Raw genomic sequence first — 14,980 nt, 5'->3', positions numbered from 1 at the left:
AATGAACAGCAATTTTTGAAATCCGAGCTGCAATTACGCGCACTACCAGAAACTCCCGAATATTCCGCCGAAGATCGCAAGAGTACAGAGTGGACAATTTTGAAGGAAATCCAGCGCGATGAACGTGAGCAGTTCTTCGCGGACGGCAAAATCAAATTTAAAGAGTTGCGTTCATCGATTTATCGAGAAGTCCGCGAAGAATTTCGCGAACGCTGGGCCGATTATTATCAGGCCGACAAAAAGACAGTCGGCGAAGACCGCCGGTTTCTCGCCGGCGTCAAAGCCCAGATCCTCGCCGACCAGAAGGCAGCGCTTGAACCACGGCGCGATGCTGCCTGCGCCGACCTGCTCGACGCTCGAAAGCTTGAGTATCGCGGCATTCTCGATAGCCAGCGCGAGGCTAGGGCCGAATTCCGCTCGCGGCTAGAAGTCGGGATAGATAATTCCGACTTCTTCCACGAGCTAACGGCAAAGAGGCAGCGCCAGCACGAAGCCACTCTTGGCTTCCGCGATGCGGCTGCCGAACTGACGCGCAATGGGCAGGCCGAGCAGTCCCGGTCTTCAGAATGGGCGGAAGTCGAACATGGTCACGATCATGGTCATCTATCGCGCCGTGGCCTCGTTCAGGCCGCCGATTTAGGTCCGCAAAGGGCTATAGACACCCTTGGGGCTTTCGCGGACAGCATCTTCACCAGCCTCACAAACCTGGGCTCGGCCAGCCCAGAGCCTATTTCAGCTGAGGAGAGAGCTGATCAATTCCGGGAGGCCGCGGAAAACGTTCTTAAGCAGCAGCAACAGCAGGGCCGCGAGGAAGATGATGCTGCCTGGCGCATGCGCGACCGGGAGATTTCCCGAGAATGACCATGGGGCCGGTCCAGCCACGACCGAGCCCCCAGCGTCTTTGGCGAAAGAAGAGACGGAAAGTTTATCGATCAGCGAACCAGATGCGGAAAGCGATGCTTCGGAACTCGCCATCGAAATCGAATTCCGCCATAAGCTCGCGGCTGTTCGCTGGCTGCCACCCCGTGCACGACCAGGCGCGAGGCGAGAAATCTGCGACTGGCGAAGGACCGCCCTAAAGGCTTTGCGTGAACAAAAAGCTGCCGAGCGCCACGCGCGTTTTCATTCTGCGCGACGGCTTGCGCGATCAAGACATGACCGTTTGAGACTGAATTGTAATCGCTCGTAATGTTTCGGATTACACAAAGTTTACGAAAGCAATCGCATCGCAGCTGCGGCTTAATGGTGCCTGAAAGGGTACACGCAATGGCTCGCAAGCGCGATCATCAGACTCTTAGAACAAGGGCAGCAACTGCAAGCCGCGGTGCTGCCGGTCCGAGCCGCGACCTGATCGATGAGACCATTTCAATCTGGCAGAAGCATTCCAAGCGGCCGCTTACGCGCGAAGATGGTCGCGAAATCATCGAGAACATGACCGGTTTCTTTCGGGTGCTCAAAGAATGGAGCGACGCCGAACGAAAGCGAACGCCTAGGAATAACCCCTAGTTGGAATCTGATTGCATCCTCATTTTTATATTGCGCTCGGAATCTCACTTCGGCAGACTTTTGGTTAGCCTGTCATTTGACTGCAAGTGAGCGATACGAATGCGCAAGTCGAACAGCGATAATGCTCAGCATCCTTCAGGACCACCTCGTGCGGTCGCCTATGCGCGCGTCTCCTCCAAAGAGCAGGAAAAGGAAGGGTTCTCCATTCCCGCTCAGCAGAAAACATTGTCCGGCTATGCGGCAGCCAATCGCCTAACGATTGTTGAAGAATTTATCGACGTCGAGACCGCTAAACAAACGGGCCGAGCCAATTTCGAGAAAATGGTTCAATATCTTCGTACGCACAAAGGCGTCCGGATTGTCCTGGTTGAGAAAACGGATCGCCTTTACCGCAACCTCAAGGATTGGGTCACGCTCGACGAGTTGGATATTGAAATCCACATGGTCAAAGAAGGCGTGGTTCTATCTCGCGATTCCAAATCGTCTGAAAAATTCGTTCACGGCATCAAAGTTCTGATGGCGAAGAACTACATCGACAATTTGTCCGAAGAGGCTCGCAAGGGTCAGCTTGAGAAAGCTGAGCAGGGCATCTGGCCCACGAAGGCACCTCTCGGTTACCTCAACGTCACTGGTCCCAACGGCAAGAAGATCATTGAACCCGATGCGAAGCTGGCCGGCCCGATTGCTCAGCTGTTTGCCTGGTATGCAGCTGGCACGCTTTCTTTACGCGAGCTTGCTGACAAAGCCTTCGCTTCCGGCATCGTTCAGCGCCGCACAGGCGCACGACTTTCAGTAAGTAACTTGCATGGCATGCTACGTACCCGTCTTTACACGGGCGACTTTGATTGGAATGGCAAACGGTATGTCGGCAGTCACACGCCACTCGTAACTCGAGAGCTGTGGGCACGAGTCCAGGATGTGTTGGACGTTCGAAATGCCCGTAAGACACGCGCCACGAAGCGTGATTTTGCTTTTTCCGGTCTCATGAGCTGCGGTCACTGTGGCTGCGCCTTGGTCGGCGAGCTCAAGAAAGGCCGCTACGTTTATTACCATTGCACCGGCTACAAGGGTAAGTGTCCGGAGCCCTACGTCCGCGAAGAAGTCGTCAGCGAGCAATTCTCCCGTCTCCTCGGGCAGTTGTGCTTTGGGGACGAAGTCCTGGCGTGGCTATCGAAGGCTTTGCTTGAAAGCCACGACGACCAGCAGAAGGAGCACGAGGCCGCTGTGGGCCGTCTCCAGGCCGAGCACGATAGGACGCGCCGGCGGCTGCACACCATCTACCTCGACAAGGTGGACGGGCGCATTGACAGCGATTTCTACGCTCACATCTCACAGAACTGGAACGCAGATCTTCAAAGGCTCGAACGGGAAATTGCCCGTCATCAAGCTGCTGACCGGGCCTATCTGGAAGAGGGTGTCTCCCTGATCGAGCTGGCAAATGGTGCCCTCAAGCTGTTCGGCAGGCAGGAACCGAGCGAGCAGCGCCGCTTGCTGAATTTTGTACTGTCGAACTCGACCTGGATGAATGGCGAGCTTTCGGCAACCTTCCGGCAGCCCTTTGATCTAATTGCGGAAGTAACTGCCAAAGCTGGCGGCGGAAGCGGCAGCGGAGGCCTGCATCCGTCCGAGCATCCGGTTTGGCTGGGGAACCTGGATTCGAACCAAGACAAACAGAGTCAGAGTCTGTTGTGCTACCGTTACACCATTCCCCAACGGAATAGCCGAACAAATTCAATATCTTACTGATCTGTCCGACTTTGGCCGGAAGCGCGGTCGGCGCAAATCACGGCTCAGGCGTGCAGCCTTCTACCTGCTCGTCCCCACGCTGGCAAGCACTGCCGTGGATGGATCACAGCCTGGTCCAACTCGTTATTGGCGGCCTCGAAGATCTTCTTCCACCGCTCCGTTTCGGAGGCGATGTGGGGCGAGAAGAGAGGCCACGCGGTCTCCGATGCCGGCCTGCGCACGCTGGCGACGCCGCCCCTCCGTGATCGCGGGACTGAGCGACACCGTGGATGCGATGCGCATGGACACGCCGACCTTTCGCGATCACGCGCTGCCCAGGCTGATGCGGCTGACAGGCACGGTGCAAGAGCTCGCGATCAAATCGGCCTAGTGAGCTGAGCGCGCCTTCCGCCGGCACGCTGCGTCTATTCCGGAACGAGCGTCGCAAGCCCGGCCTCGATGATGGTGATTTCCCCGTTGACCTGCGCGATGGCCTGCTGCGGGTCTACACCTGTCACGACCACGAGCTGCCGCAACAGGTCCTGCCGATGCGCCAGAATGTCTTCCAGCGCATCGCGATCGTTCAGCTTCACATAGCCTTGGACGATCAATTCAACGGAACGAGACATAGTACTCTCAATACAGGGCTGACTGCTGATGTTGCGAAAATATCGCGCCGATGCACGGCTGCGGGAATGAAGTCGCGTCAACCTTGACAGGTAAGATTAACGGCTGTGCAACGCGCTGCCTAAACATCGATACGATCGAAGTCGGCGGCGATCCTGACGTGCGGGAATATCTTTGCCGCCTCAGCCAGGATCTCGTCGTCCTCGTAGCGGCCCGACAGATGCGTCAGCACGAGTTGGCGGACGTTATTCGCGGCCGCGAACCGGGCCGACTCAGCCGCGGTGAGATGGCCGTAATCGCGCGCGGTTGCGGCATCGCGATCCAGGAATGTCGCCTCGATCACCAGCAGATCGGAGTCCGCGACATGTTTGGAGAGACCGTCCGTCGTCTCTGTGTCGCCGATCACAACCAGCTTCTTGCCACCGCTCGGCGGACCCAGCACATCCTCCGGATTGATGGTCCGGCCGCCTTCAAGGGTAATGGTGCGCCCCCCGGCCAGCTCGCCGCGCATGGGTCCGTCAGGCACGCCAAGCGCGGACAGGCGATCAGACAAGAGATGGCGCCGCGCGGGACTCCGAAACGAGAATCCAAAACTGTCGGTGTCACGGTGGCGGACCGGAAAACAGTCGATGGTGAAGTCCCCGGTGTCGACCACCTGCCCCTCGGAGACCGGCGCGAACTGTACCGAGATCGGCGCCCATCCCGGTCCCCACAGGCCTGCAAGGATGCGGATGACGATGTCGAGCGTGCCAGGACCACCATGGATGGTCATCGCGTCGGAAGTCTGCCGCAGCCCCATGTCGAGAACAGGCCGGGGATGCCCAACACGTGATCGAGATGACCATGCGTCAGCAGGATGCGATCAAGCCGGCGAAAACCGGCGCCGCTCCGCAACAGCTGGCGCTGCGTGCCCTCGCCGCAATCGATCAGCATCCGCTGGCCGGCGACCTCCAGCAGCAACGCCGGATGGTTGCGCTCTGCGGAGGGGACGCTGGCCGAGGTTCCGAGAAATGTCAGGGCGAACATGGGTGTCACTTGTCCAGCGGGCAGGTCCGCCCCGAGCGCGTCTTACGCCCGCCTCGACTGCGCCTCGACCGCCTGCAGGGCGACGCTCGCCACCTGCCGCAGCGCTTCACGATCCGCGCCGGACGATGCCATCACGCCCATGCCGACGGCGACCGCCGAGACGTAGCGCGCGAGCGCGGCGGGATCGGCGCTTGCCTTGAGATCACCTTCCGCCTTGGCGCGGACAAAACGGTCGCGGAGCTGGTCTTCGTTCTGGGCGCGGCGCGCGGCGAGCTCGAAGGGGACATTTTCGGAGCCGGTGCCGCAGGCGATGCCGCCCTGCACCAGCAGGCAGCCCGGTGGATTGGCGGGGTCGGTCTGCTTTTCGGCGATGCCCATCAGCATGCGGTCGGCGACATCACGGGCGGTCGGCGCCGCCACCACTTCGTCCATCCACACACCGCGCAGCTTGGTGTAGCGGTCGAGGGCAGCCTTGAGCAGGCCTTCCTTGTTGCCGAAGCACGCATAAAGGCTCGGCGGGTTGATGCCCATCGCCTCGGTGAGCTGGGCAATCGTGGCGCCCTCATAGCCATGGCGCCAAAACACTTCCATCGCCCGGTCCAACGCCGTCTCGGCGTCGAATTCGCGGGGGCGTCCAATGCCCATGTGCCTGTCTCCTCGGATTCACGTTCCGCCTCAGGCTTAACGTCGAATCCTATCTATTTGTTCTAGCTTTATATTTCCGGGCTCTTCCAATTCTTGCGGTATGCGGCTACAATTTTCTTCGTGAATGGTACATAAGTATCTTGCGCTGCGGTATCCAGCTCCACATCTGTAGTGAACACTACATATCTGGAGCGCGCAAATGCACCCCTCCCAAGAAACTTCCCCCGCCGGCCGTTTCCGCCGCCTGCTTGGCGGCGTCGCCATCATTGGCGCCCTCGCCGCGGCCGGCTCGATCGCGACCGGGCACTACTTCCATGCAGCCCAGGCGACCGCAACTGGCGCGGCAGCCGAGCAGGCCGTCCCCGTAACCGTCGCGCTGATCGAACCAAAGCAGACGGTGCTGTGGGACGATTTCTCCGGCCGGCTCGAGGCCATCCAACGCGTCGAGCTTCGCCCGCGCGTCGCTGGCGCGATCCTGTCCACCAACTTCACCGAAGGCGCGCTGGTGAAGGCCGGTGACGTCCTGTTCAAGATAGATCCCGCTCCTTATGAGGCCGAAGTCGACAAGGCAGCCGCGCAGCTCGAGGCCGCGAAGGCACGCGTGGTCTTCACCAAGAGTGAGCTCGATCGCGGCGCACAGCTGGTCGGCAACGCCGTGGTCACCCGCCGCGACTACGATCAGCGCGACAATGCCAATCGCGAAGCCATTGCCAACGTGAAGGCCGCCGAGGCGACGCTCCAAACCGCAAAGCTCAATCTCGACTACACCGAGGTGCGCGCGCCGGTGGACGGCCGCGTCGGCAAGATCGAGATCACCATCGGCAATCTCGTCGCCGCCGGCACCGCCTCCCCGGTGCTGACGTCGCTGGTCTCGGTCAATCCGATCTACGCTTCGTTCGACGCGGACGAAGAGGTCGTTCTGCGCGCGCTGAACTCGATCGCGGATAGCACCGGCAGACGCGGCAATCTCGACCAGATCCCGGTCGAGATGACGACATCGGGCGGCCTCTCGGCCAAGGGCCACATCCAGCTCATCGACAACCAGGTCAACGGCCAGAGTGGCACCATCCGTGTGCGAGCCGTATTCCCCAACGACGACGGACGTCTCATTCCCGGCCAGTTCGCCCGCGTGCGCATGGGCCAGCCGAAGCAGCAGACACTGGTGATGATCGACGAGCGTGCGATCGGCACCGACCAGGACAAGAAGTTTGTGATGGCGGTCGGCGACGACAGCCGCGCAGTCTATCGGCCGATCACGCTCGGCGGCGCCGTCGACGGCCTGCGGATCGTCACCGCAGGCCTGAAGACCGGCGACCGCATCGTGGTCAACGGCCTTCAGCGCGTGCGTCCCGGCGCCCTCCTCAAGACCGAGGTCGCGGCGATGGGTGCGCGCGGCCAGCAGGCCTCCAACCACAGCGACCAGGACGTGGTGCAACGCTAGTTACCTCATTCCGGACGACGCGCGACACGCGTCCGGAATGATCCGGACATACCGACCAAGACATCGCATCTCGATTCCGGCCTTCGCAGGCACGACCTGCGTCCCGGAGTGCGGGAGAGCTGTCTCTCGCGCAGGGGCAAAGCCATGAATCTCTCAAAATTCTTCATTGACCGTCCGATCTTCGCCGGCGTGCTGTCGGTGCTGATTTTCCTCGCCGGCCTGATCTCGCTGTTCGCGATGCCGATCTCGGAATATCCCGATGTCGTGCCGCCCTCGGTGCTGGTGCGCGCGACCTATCCCGGCGCCAATCCCAAGGTGATCGCGGAGACGGTGGCGACCCCGATCGAGGAGCAGATCAACGGCGTCGAAGGCATGCTCTACATGTCGAGCCAGGCGACCACCGACGGCGCGATGACGCTGACGGTGACGTTCCGCCTCGGCACCGATCCCGACAAGGCGACGCAGCTGGTGCAGAACCGCGTGCAGCAGGCCGAGCCGCGCTTGCCCGCCGTGGTGCGCCAGCTCGGCATCATCACCAAGAAGTCCTCGCCCGACCTCACCATGGTCGTGCATCTGCTGTCGCCGAACGGCCGCTACGACATGACGTACTTGCGCAACTACGCAGTGCTCAACGTCAAGGACCGGCTGGCGCGGATCGATGGCGTCGGTGACGTCCAGCTCTATGGCGCGGGCGACTATTCCATGCGGGTCTGGGTCGATCCGCAGAAGGCGGCCGAGCACGGCCTGACCGCGAGCGACATCGTGAAGGCGATCCAGTCGCAGAACGTCGAGGCCGCCGCCGGCGTCGTCGGCTCGTCCCCGAACGTCAAGGGCATCGACCTGCAGCTCTCGGTCAATGCGGAAGGACGCCTCGCCAACGAGGAGCAGTTCGGCGATATCGTGGTCAAGACCGGCATGCGCGGCGAAGTGGTGCGGCTGCGCGACGTCGCGCGCATCGAGTTAGGGGCCTCCGAATACGGTCTGCGTTCGCTGCTCGACAACAAGCAGGCGGTGGCGATCCCGATTTTCCAGGCGCCCGGCTCCAATGCGCTCGAGATTTCCGATCACGTCCGCGCCACCATGGCCGAGATCAAGAAGAACATGCCGGACGGCGTGTCCTACCAGATCGTCTATGACCCCACCCAGTTCGTGCGCTCCTCGATCGAGGCCGTGATCCACACGCTGCTGGAGGCGATCGCCCTGGTGGTGCTGGTGGTGATCCTGTTCCTGCAGACCTGGCGCGCCTCGATCATCCCGCTCCTGGCCGTGCCGGTCTCCATCGTCGGCACGTTCGCGGTGATGCACGTGTTCGGCTTCTCCATCAACGCGCTCAGCCTGTTCGGTCTCGTGCTCGCCATCGGCATCGTCGTCGACGACGCCATCGTCGTGGTCGAGAATGTCGAGCGCAACATCGAAGGCGGCCTGTCGCCACGCGATGCCACCTACCAGGCGATGCGCGAGGTGTCGGGGCCGATCATCGCGATTGCGATGGTGCTGATCGCGGTGTTCGTGCCGCTCGCCTTCATCTCCGGCCTAACCGGACAGTTCTACAAGCAGTTCGCGCTGACCATCGCGATCTCGACCGTGATCTCGGCCGTCAACTCCCTGACGCTGTCGCCCGCTCTGTCGGCCCTGCTGCTCAAAGGGCATAACGAGCCAAAGGACCGGCTGACGCTTATCATGGAAAGCGGCTTCGGCTGGTTCTTCCGGCGTTTCAACCAGGCCTTCACTTTCTCCTCGAACAGCTACAGCGGCACCGTCACCAAGGTGATCTCGGGCAAGGCCGCCGTGATGGGCCTCTACGTGGTGCTGGTCGGCCTCACCGCCTTCCTGTTCCAGCAGGTGCCTGGTGGGTTCGTGCCGGGCCAGGACAAGCAATACCTGGTCGGCTTCGCCCGCCTGCCCGATGGCGCGACACTCGACCGCACCGAAGAGGTAATCCGCAAGATGAGCGACATCGCGCTGACCCAGCCCGGCGTCGAAAGCTCCGTGGCCTTTCCGGGCCTGTCGATCTCCGGCTTCACCAACTCCTCTAACGCCGGCATCGTGTTCTCCACGTTGAAGCCATTCGACGAGCGCAAGGATCCATCGCTCAGCGGGAACGCCATCGCAGCCGAGCTGAACAAGAAATATGCCGGCATCCAGGAAGCCTTCATCGCCATGTTCCCGCCCCCGCCCGTCAACGGCCTCGGCACCATCGGCGGCTTCAAGCTGCAGATCGAGGACCGCGCGGGCCTCGGCTATGAGGCGCTGAACGAGGCCACCAAGGCATTCATGGCGGCGATGCAGAAGGCGCCGGAGATCGCCGGCGTGTTCTCGAGCTTCCAGGTCAACGTGCCCCAGCTGTTCGCCGACATCGATCGCACCAAGGCGCTGCAGCTTGGCGTGCCGGTGACGGAGGTCTTCAACACGCTGCAGATCTACCTCGGCTCCTACTACGTCAACGACTTCAACAAGTTCGGCCGCACCTATTCAGTCTATGTCCAGGCCGATGCGCCATTCCGCGCGCGTGCGGACGACATCAGGCAGTTGAAGGTACGCTCATCATCCGGCGACATGGTGCCCTTGTCGGCGCTGCTGAAGATTCGCCAGAGCGCAGGACCTGAGCGTGCGATCCGTTACAACGGCTTTCTGTCGTCCGACATCAACGCGGCCGCGGCGCCCGGCTTCTCGTCGGGCCAGGCACAGGAAGCGGCGACCCGAATCGCGGCGGAAGTGCTGCCGCCCGGCTTCGCCTTCGAATGGACCGACCTGACTTATCAGGAGTTCATCGCCGGCAATTCCGGCCTCTGGGTGTTCCCGCTGGCGATCCTGCTGGTGTTCCTCGTGCTGGCGGCGCTCTATGAGAGCCTCACCCTGCCGCTCTCGATCATCATGATCGTACCGATGGGCCTGTTGGCTGCGATGTTCGGCGTCTGGCTCTCGAAGGGTGACAACAACGTCTTTACGCAGATCGGCCTGATCGTGCTCGTTGGCCTCTCCGCCAAGAACGCGATCCTGATCGTCGAATTCGCGCGCGAGCTCGAATTCGCAGGCCGCACGCCGATCCGGGCCGCGATCGAGGCGAGCCGCCTGCGGCTGCGCCCGATCCTGATGACGTCGATGGCCTTCATCATGGGCGTGCTGCCGCTGGTGCTCTCCACCGGCGCGGGTTCGGAGATGCGGCGCGCGATGGGCGTCGCGGTGTTCTCCGGTATGATCGGCGTCACCGTGTTCGGCCTGTTCCTGACGCCCGTGTTCTATGTGCTGCTGCGGACCGTTACCGGCATGAAGCCGCTGGTGCATCATGGCAGCGACATCAGCGCGGCACCGGTTCAAGGCGCCGGGCACTAAAGCAGAGAGATTCCCGACACCAGCAAGAGAACGAGCACGGTCTTTCGAAAGACCGTCTCGTTTACCCGGTGAAAGACGATAACGCCGAGCGCCGAGCCGGCAAACAAGGCCGGCAAGCTGACCGCGAGGTCGACGAAGACCTTTGACGACAGGTCCTGGTGCCCGACCAGTAGGACGATCGCAAACAGCTGCATCGCGGCGATGAACGGCTGCACCAGGCCGCGCTGCTCGCTCTTGGGCATGCCGCGCATGTCGCACCAGATCGTCGGGATCGCCCCGGGCATCGCGGTGAGCCCGCCGACAAGCCCTCCTCCGAAGCCGATCAGTGCGACCCAGGGGCGGCCGACGGCCTCGCCGGCGGTGACCAGCGTCGGCCTCAGCAGCATATAGCCGGCGTAGAGCGCAACGACGAGACCAAAGCCTCGCCGGAGCAGATGCGTGTCGGTGCTCTGCAACAGCGAGACGGCAATCGGGACGCCGATGAGTCCGCCGATGATCAGGAGCAGACTTCCTTCCCAGCGGATATTGCGCCGGAGCGCCCACAGATTGGTCGCCTGCACGCCGATGCTGCACGCCATCATCAACGGCACCGCCTCGAGCGGCTGAAACACGCGCAGCAGGACGGCGCCGGCAACCGCGGAGAAAGCGAAGCCCGAGAGCCCCGAGACGAAGGCCCCGGCGAATACGGCGAGGCTGAGCAACAGCAGTGTCGTGATGTCAGGCATAGTATACCCCCGCCTAGTCGTAGGGAATTGGCGATACCGATGCGGCGGCGCTGTCAGCGCAACTCGTCGCCTCGCGCGGAAACGACACCTGCATGGCATGCGCGTGCGACCGCTCCAGCATGACAAGACCAACGAGTTGAAGGGTAACGAGCGCTGCGGTGAGCGCCATGGCGACAATATTGAGGTTACGCGCGCTCGAGACTTGGACGCGGGGCTGAACGCTCGCGCGCAGCAGATTTGTGGGCATTTGCTGAAAATTCCTCTTCATTGCGGACGGAAATGCATTCGTTCAAAGGCGAGGATTCGCTCGGCGCGTGCAGCAAATGGTGGTAGCGCTGCAAGACGCGACGCGCTTCGATTGCACGTTGTTGGTGCAGCGCTGCGACCATGTAATCGACAACGCCATGGAACTTCTCGGCAAAGCTACGGGACGCTGTTCGCATGACGGTCTCCTCATCAACCTGCAAGCGAGATTGATGAAATTGACTTCCGCTCGCTGTGAGTTGCTTCACAGAATGCCCGAACGCGACGAACAAGAAATCGTGTCTGCTCTCGTAGGAGAGAACGCAGCAAATCGCGTCAGCCAAACGAATGATGCGCAATAACATTCTGATGAAGAGATTGCGGATTTGGTGCTGACGTCCTCGTCAGCGCACGATGCGTCAGTGAACGAGCGGGTTGGAAAACCCTGCCGCGAGCTTGACGAGGTCGACCTGGCGGCTCGTACCAGTCTTGGCAAACACGCGATGCAGATGCGTCTTCACGGTCGTCTCTGCGATTCCGAGCGCATCGGCCGTCTCCGGCACACCGCCGACCTCGACGATCGACTGCAGAACCCTGAGCTCCGCAGGCGTCAGTTCGAAAGTGCGGTCGATCGACCCGGCGCAGGCGCGAACATCGAGCTTCGCCATCCAGACGAACAGGGCGCCGATGGCGCCGCGGGTGCGCCCTGCATTCCCCTCTCGTAACAGCGAGGGCAGCGCGATCACTTGGGCGATGTAGTGGGATCCATCACGCGATGTCAGTTGAATCTTGCGGTCCGTTGCCACCGCAGCAGCCACCTCCGCCTCGCCGCGAAAGACGTCGCGCAGAGCTGCATTCGCTTCAGACGACCGCGCCAGCAGCCGGCCGTGAACGGATCGCAGGACATCTTCGGCATGCAGGATCGCATCGGCAGCCGGATTGCTGTGCACGATGTTGCAGGCGGAATCGAGCAGGATCACGCCGGCATTGAGACGATCGACGACATCGGCCAGCGCCATCGACTTCTGTCGCTTCTGCTCGATCGTCCGGTTGATCATGAAGGCGCGGCTTGCATGCGGGGCCACCAGCCGCATGCGCGCACGCATCTTCGCGTCCAGCATCTGCCTGCCCGGAATGACCGTCATCAGCATCGGACAGGACGAATTCGCCTGCTCCAGAACTACATTCGCGGCGTCGGCACATCCCTGGGGACGCAGCCATTCCTGATAAAAGCGACCGCGGCGGTATCATCGAAGTTTACAAGATCAGGAATGTTGCGCTGCCGCCGCTAGCCAGCGCCGAGATCGTTCCGCGATTGTCGATCGAGGCGTTGCCATCAGCGGTGATGCCGACGCCATTTGCGCCGGTTGCCTTTACGCCTCCAGCGTTGGCCATGGCGGCATCGGCCGTTACCGAAACGCCAAACCGGACACCGGCGATCGTGCCCGTGTTTGCCGTCACGTTCACCGTTGTTGCGTTAATTCCGATCGAGTTCGCACCAATGCCGATGATCGTTCCGGAACTGCTCACGGTGACGGCAATCGCATCAATGGCGTGCCCTTGCAGGCCACTTGCGATCGCTCCGGCATTGTCGAGATTGAGCGTCGATGCCGTGATGCCGTTGAACCCGGAGATCGTGGCGCCACTGGCGTTAGGCACCGACATCGCCTGCCGTGAGGCCGGCGCCGTTGGGTCCGTCGATGATGCCGAGATTTGTGAGAGTGCCACCGGAGCCGGTCCTGATGCCGAAGGAGGTCCCGTCGGCCTGCGCCCCCGCTTCGACTCGATAGCTATTATTGTTGTCATTGAAAGTCCCATATCCCGTAACGCCGCCTTGCTGCGTGTCGACGTTTCCCGAGCAGACAATGGTTGCGTTGCTCACCGGCGCGACCGGCGTGCAGGCGGCCTCGGCCCGATTGGCGACCAGCAACGGCGCCAGCAGGACCGCCGACACCGGGACCCGCAGCAGACCGCGGTTGACGGTCGCAAGAAGCTTTCGTTTCATCTTCATTCCCCAAGCGATGCCTTCCGCCCGAGGGGCATGCAGGCTTGTTGCGTCAGCATCCTCCGATCGAAGGAGGCTGACGCTGCGAACTGTGAATCGCTAACGCTAAGGTAGAAGGAGGCCATCGTCCGACTTGGACAGAAGCGACCGGGTTTCCGCTCAGAACGAATTGCCGCCCTTTCAACTGCCAGTGGTGCAAAGTTGCGACACTGCCGCTTCAGACCTGGTCCCAACCCGCCTTCTCTGCACTCTCAGCCCAGACCGCGGCACGATAGATCTCCTGTCCGCCAGCGTCCCTGACGCGGATCCAGGCATTGCGGTCGCGCAGATCATCGCGCCAGACGAACAGATGCCGCGCCATCTCGTCGGCGACCACGAACGTCGCCTTGGCATGCTCGAAGACCATTCCGCCCGGATCGATCTTCACGACGTTATCGACCAGCAGATCGAAGAAGAAGCGGCGCATTCAAAACTCCAACGAGCGGCGCCGCATGCAACGCATCCGGCACAGCCAATGACTGCAGGATCAAACATCCCATGAAAAATTCCCCGCTCGACTGAACGGATGACCCGGCCGCTTCACGGGGACGCGATCAGTCCGCCGTGCCGCTCCTGACGTCTGTCGGCGTGGCACCATAGGCGCGCCGGAAACAGCGATTGAAATAAGAGAGATCGCCGAAGCCGACGTCATAGGCGATCGAAGAGACCGGACGTTCGACGAATTCCGGTTCCCGCAACATGCGATAGGCGCGCTTCAGGCGCTGCTCGATGAGGAAGGAGGAGAACGTCTTGCCGTCGGCTTCGAACAGGCGCTGGAGATAGCGCGGCGTGACGCCGAGTTCCTGCGCGACACCGCCGACCGACAGGTCCTGCCGCCAGCAATTGTCGGCGATCAGGAACTTTGCCCTGCGCAGCCGAGCGGCTTTCGCACCGCGCCGGGCGGCAACTTCCTTGACGTCGTCGGTGGCGCCGAGCACGAGCGCGATGAGATCATGCAGGTGCTCGACGCCAAGCTGACGCAGAGCTGCCGTCGCAAGCGCATTCTCACGCACGAGCGACGTTGCGTAATCGACCAGCACTCTGATCTCGGTCTGGCGGTTCCCGATGAGGCGCATGACCGTATCGTCGACATCCATGAGCATCGGCACGAGAATGCGCCGGGGCACGCGCAGCGAAACGCACTCGCCGGTCGCAAAACGTTCGAAAGTCGACGCATCCTCGGCGCTGGCCAGCACAGCCTGTCCGGGGCCGACGAGCAGTTCGCGTCCCCGCGCCCTGATGCCGATGGTTCCGGATCGATTGCAGATCAGGGCAAGACTGTCGTCGCCGTCGACAACGAGCTGCTTGGTGCGGATGACCCGGGCGCCGAACAGCGTGCCCAGCATCAGCTGCACGTCTGGCAGCGAATGGGCCGTGAGGTTAGCCGCTAGGCGCTCACCGTCACGGATCTCGATATCGGCCTTCACCCCGCGACAGTAGAAATCGCGCAACGTCGCCGCGCGCTCGCTTTCAAGAATATCGTTTGTGGAAACGTTCACAATGAACAATTCATCATTGCCGCTCACTGCAATCCTCCAATGGACGAGGAAGCTCGGCCACGTTCCGCTTTTTCTCCGGCCTCATATCCGGTCGAGCGTATTGTGGTGGCGCGCATTGCCCCTCTCATTTCAAAGAGACGCCTATACGGAAGTATCAAATGACAAG

Annotated in this window: 14 protein-coding genes, 1 tRNA gene and 2 pseudogenes; 6 read left to right on the top strand and 11 right to left on the bottom strand. The window is 61.6% G+C overall.

Annotated features, from left to right (window positions below; all coding sequences use genetic code 11):
* From IF809_RS14670 to IF809_RS14660, 3 genes and pseudogenes are all read left to right on the top strand, one after another.
* Nucleotides 1–861: hypothetical protein (locus tag IF809_RS14670; protein WP_462837927.1), on the top strand; the 861-nt coding region annotated here is incomplete at its 5' end.
* 405 nt (nucleotides 862–1,266) lie between these two features.
* Nucleotides 1,267–1,506 (top strand): hypothetical protein, encoded by a 240-nt coding sequence (locus tag IF809_RS14665; RefSeq protein ID WP_462837926.1) that lies wholly within the window; start codon nucleotides 1,267–1,269, stop codon nucleotides 1,504–1,506.
* A 99-nt stretch (nucleotides 1,507–1,605) separates the two neighbouring features.
* Nucleotides 1,606–2,616: pseudogene (locus tag IF809_RS14660) on the top strand (recombinase family protein); the annotation flags it as partial.
* A gap of 528 nt (nucleotides 2,617–3,144) precedes the next feature.
* Here IF809_RS14660 and IF809_RS14655 read toward each other — a convergent pair.
* A tRNA-Gln gene (locus IF809_RS14655) sits at nucleotides 3,145–3,218 on the bottom strand.
* A 239-nt stretch (nucleotides 3,219–3,457) separates the two neighbouring features.
* Here IF809_RS14655 and IF809_RS14650 point away from each other — a divergent pair.
* The gene (locus IF809_RS14650) at nucleotides 3,458–3,622 is read left to right on the top strand and encodes a hypothetical protein (protein ID WP_244659295.1); all 165 of its coding nucleotides are present in this window, start codon (nucleotides 3,458–3,460) and stop codon (nucleotides 3,620–3,622) included.
* Between the two features lie 34 nt (nucleotides 3,623–3,656).
* On the opposite strand, the gene IF809_RS14645 is transcribed toward IF809_RS14650, so the two are convergent.
* The 3 genes and pseudogenes from IF809_RS14645 to IF809_RS14635 form a co-directional block, all read right to left on the bottom strand.
* Nucleotides 3,657–3,860, bottom strand: a complete 204-nt coding sequence (locus IF809_RS14645; RefSeq protein ID WP_128967008.1) for a hypothetical protein — start codon at nucleotides 3,858–3,860, stop codon at nucleotides 3,657–3,659.
* Nucleotides 3,861–3,979: 119 nt separating this feature from the next.
* A pseudogene (gene rnz, locus IF809_RS14640) lies at nucleotides 3,980–4,884 on the bottom strand (ribonuclease Z).
* A gap of 42 nt (nucleotides 4,885–4,926) precedes the next feature.
* Nucleotides 4,927–5,529, bottom strand: coding sequence for a TetR/AcrR family transcriptional regulator (locus tag IF809_RS14635; protein ID WP_462837925.1), 603 nt, complete (start codon nucleotides 5,527–5,529; stop codon nucleotides 4,927–4,929).
* Nucleotides 5,530–5,728: 199 nt separating this feature from the next.
* On the opposite strand from IF809_RS14635, the gene IF809_RS14630 reads away from it, so the two are divergent.
* A complete protein-coding gene (locus IF809_RS14630) occupies nucleotides 5,729–6,970 on the top strand; it encodes an efflux RND transporter periplasmic adaptor subunit (RefSeq protein ID WP_462837924.1) in 1,242 nt (413 codons plus the stop codon).
* Between the two features lie 144 nt (nucleotides 6,971–7,114).
* Entirely contained in the window at nucleotides 7,115–10,303 is a 3,189-nt protein-coding gene (locus IF809_RS14625) for an efflux RND transporter permease subunit (protein ID WP_462837923.1), read from the top strand.
* Here IF809_RS14625 and IF809_RS14620 read toward each other — a convergent pair.
* The 7 genes from IF809_RS14620 to IF809_RS14590 form a co-directional block, all read right to left on the bottom strand.
* Nucleotides 10,300–11,028: a sulfite exporter TauE/SafE family protein gene (locus IF809_RS14620; protein WP_462837922.1), complete on the bottom strand. Its 729-nt coding sequence runs from the start codon at nucleotides 11,026–11,028 to the stop codon at nucleotides 10,300–10,302. The two genes, IF809_RS14625 and IF809_RS14620, sit on opposite strands and share 4 nt — an antisense overlap.
* Before the next feature lie 185 nt (nucleotides 11,029–11,213).
* A complete protein-coding gene (locus tag IF809_RS14615) occupies nucleotides 11,214–11,630 on the bottom strand; it encodes a hypothetical protein (protein WP_462837921.1) in 417 nt (138 codons plus the stop codon).
* Nucleotides 11,631–11,690: 60 nt separating this feature from the next.
* Nucleotides 11,691–12,422 carry a helix-turn-helix transcriptional regulator gene (locus tag IF809_RS14610; protein ID WP_462837920.1) on the bottom strand — a complete coding sequence of 244 codons (732 nt, stop codon included), beginning with the start codon at nucleotides 12,420–12,422 and terminating at the stop codon, nucleotides 11,691–11,693.
* A 106-nt stretch (nucleotides 12,423–12,528) separates the two neighbouring features.
* Nucleotides 12,529–12,930 (bottom strand): hypothetical protein, encoded by a 402-nt coding sequence (locus IF809_RS14605; protein WP_462837919.1) that lies wholly within the window; start codon nucleotides 12,928–12,930, stop codon nucleotides 12,529–12,531.
* Nucleotides 12,923–13,276: a hypothetical protein gene (locus tag IF809_RS14600; protein ID WP_462837918.1), complete on the bottom strand. Its 354-nt coding sequence runs from the start codon at nucleotides 13,274–13,276 to the stop codon at nucleotides 12,923–12,925. The genes IF809_RS14605 and IF809_RS14600 overlap by 8 nt, the downstream gene beginning before the upstream one ends.
* Nucleotides 13,277–13,493: 217 nt before the next feature.
* Complete coding sequence (locus IF809_RS14595; protein WP_128967017.1) at nucleotides 13,494–13,742, bottom strand: DUF6894 family protein; 249 nt, start codon at nucleotides 13,740–13,742, stop codon at nucleotides 13,494–13,496.
* Nucleotides 13,743–13,869: 127 nt separating this feature from the next.
* Entirely contained in the window at nucleotides 13,870–14,841 is a 972-nt protein-coding gene (locus IF809_RS14590; RefSeq protein ID WP_462837917.1) for an AraC family transcriptional regulator, read from the bottom strand.
* Nucleotides 14,842–14,980 lie beyond the last annotated feature (139 nt).

Source organism: Bradyrhizobium sp. UFLA06-24 (genome assembly GCF_054967145.1).
The sequence above is the reverse complement of the archived record's forward strand: the minus strand, read 5'-3'. Positions and strand labels throughout refer to the sequence as shown.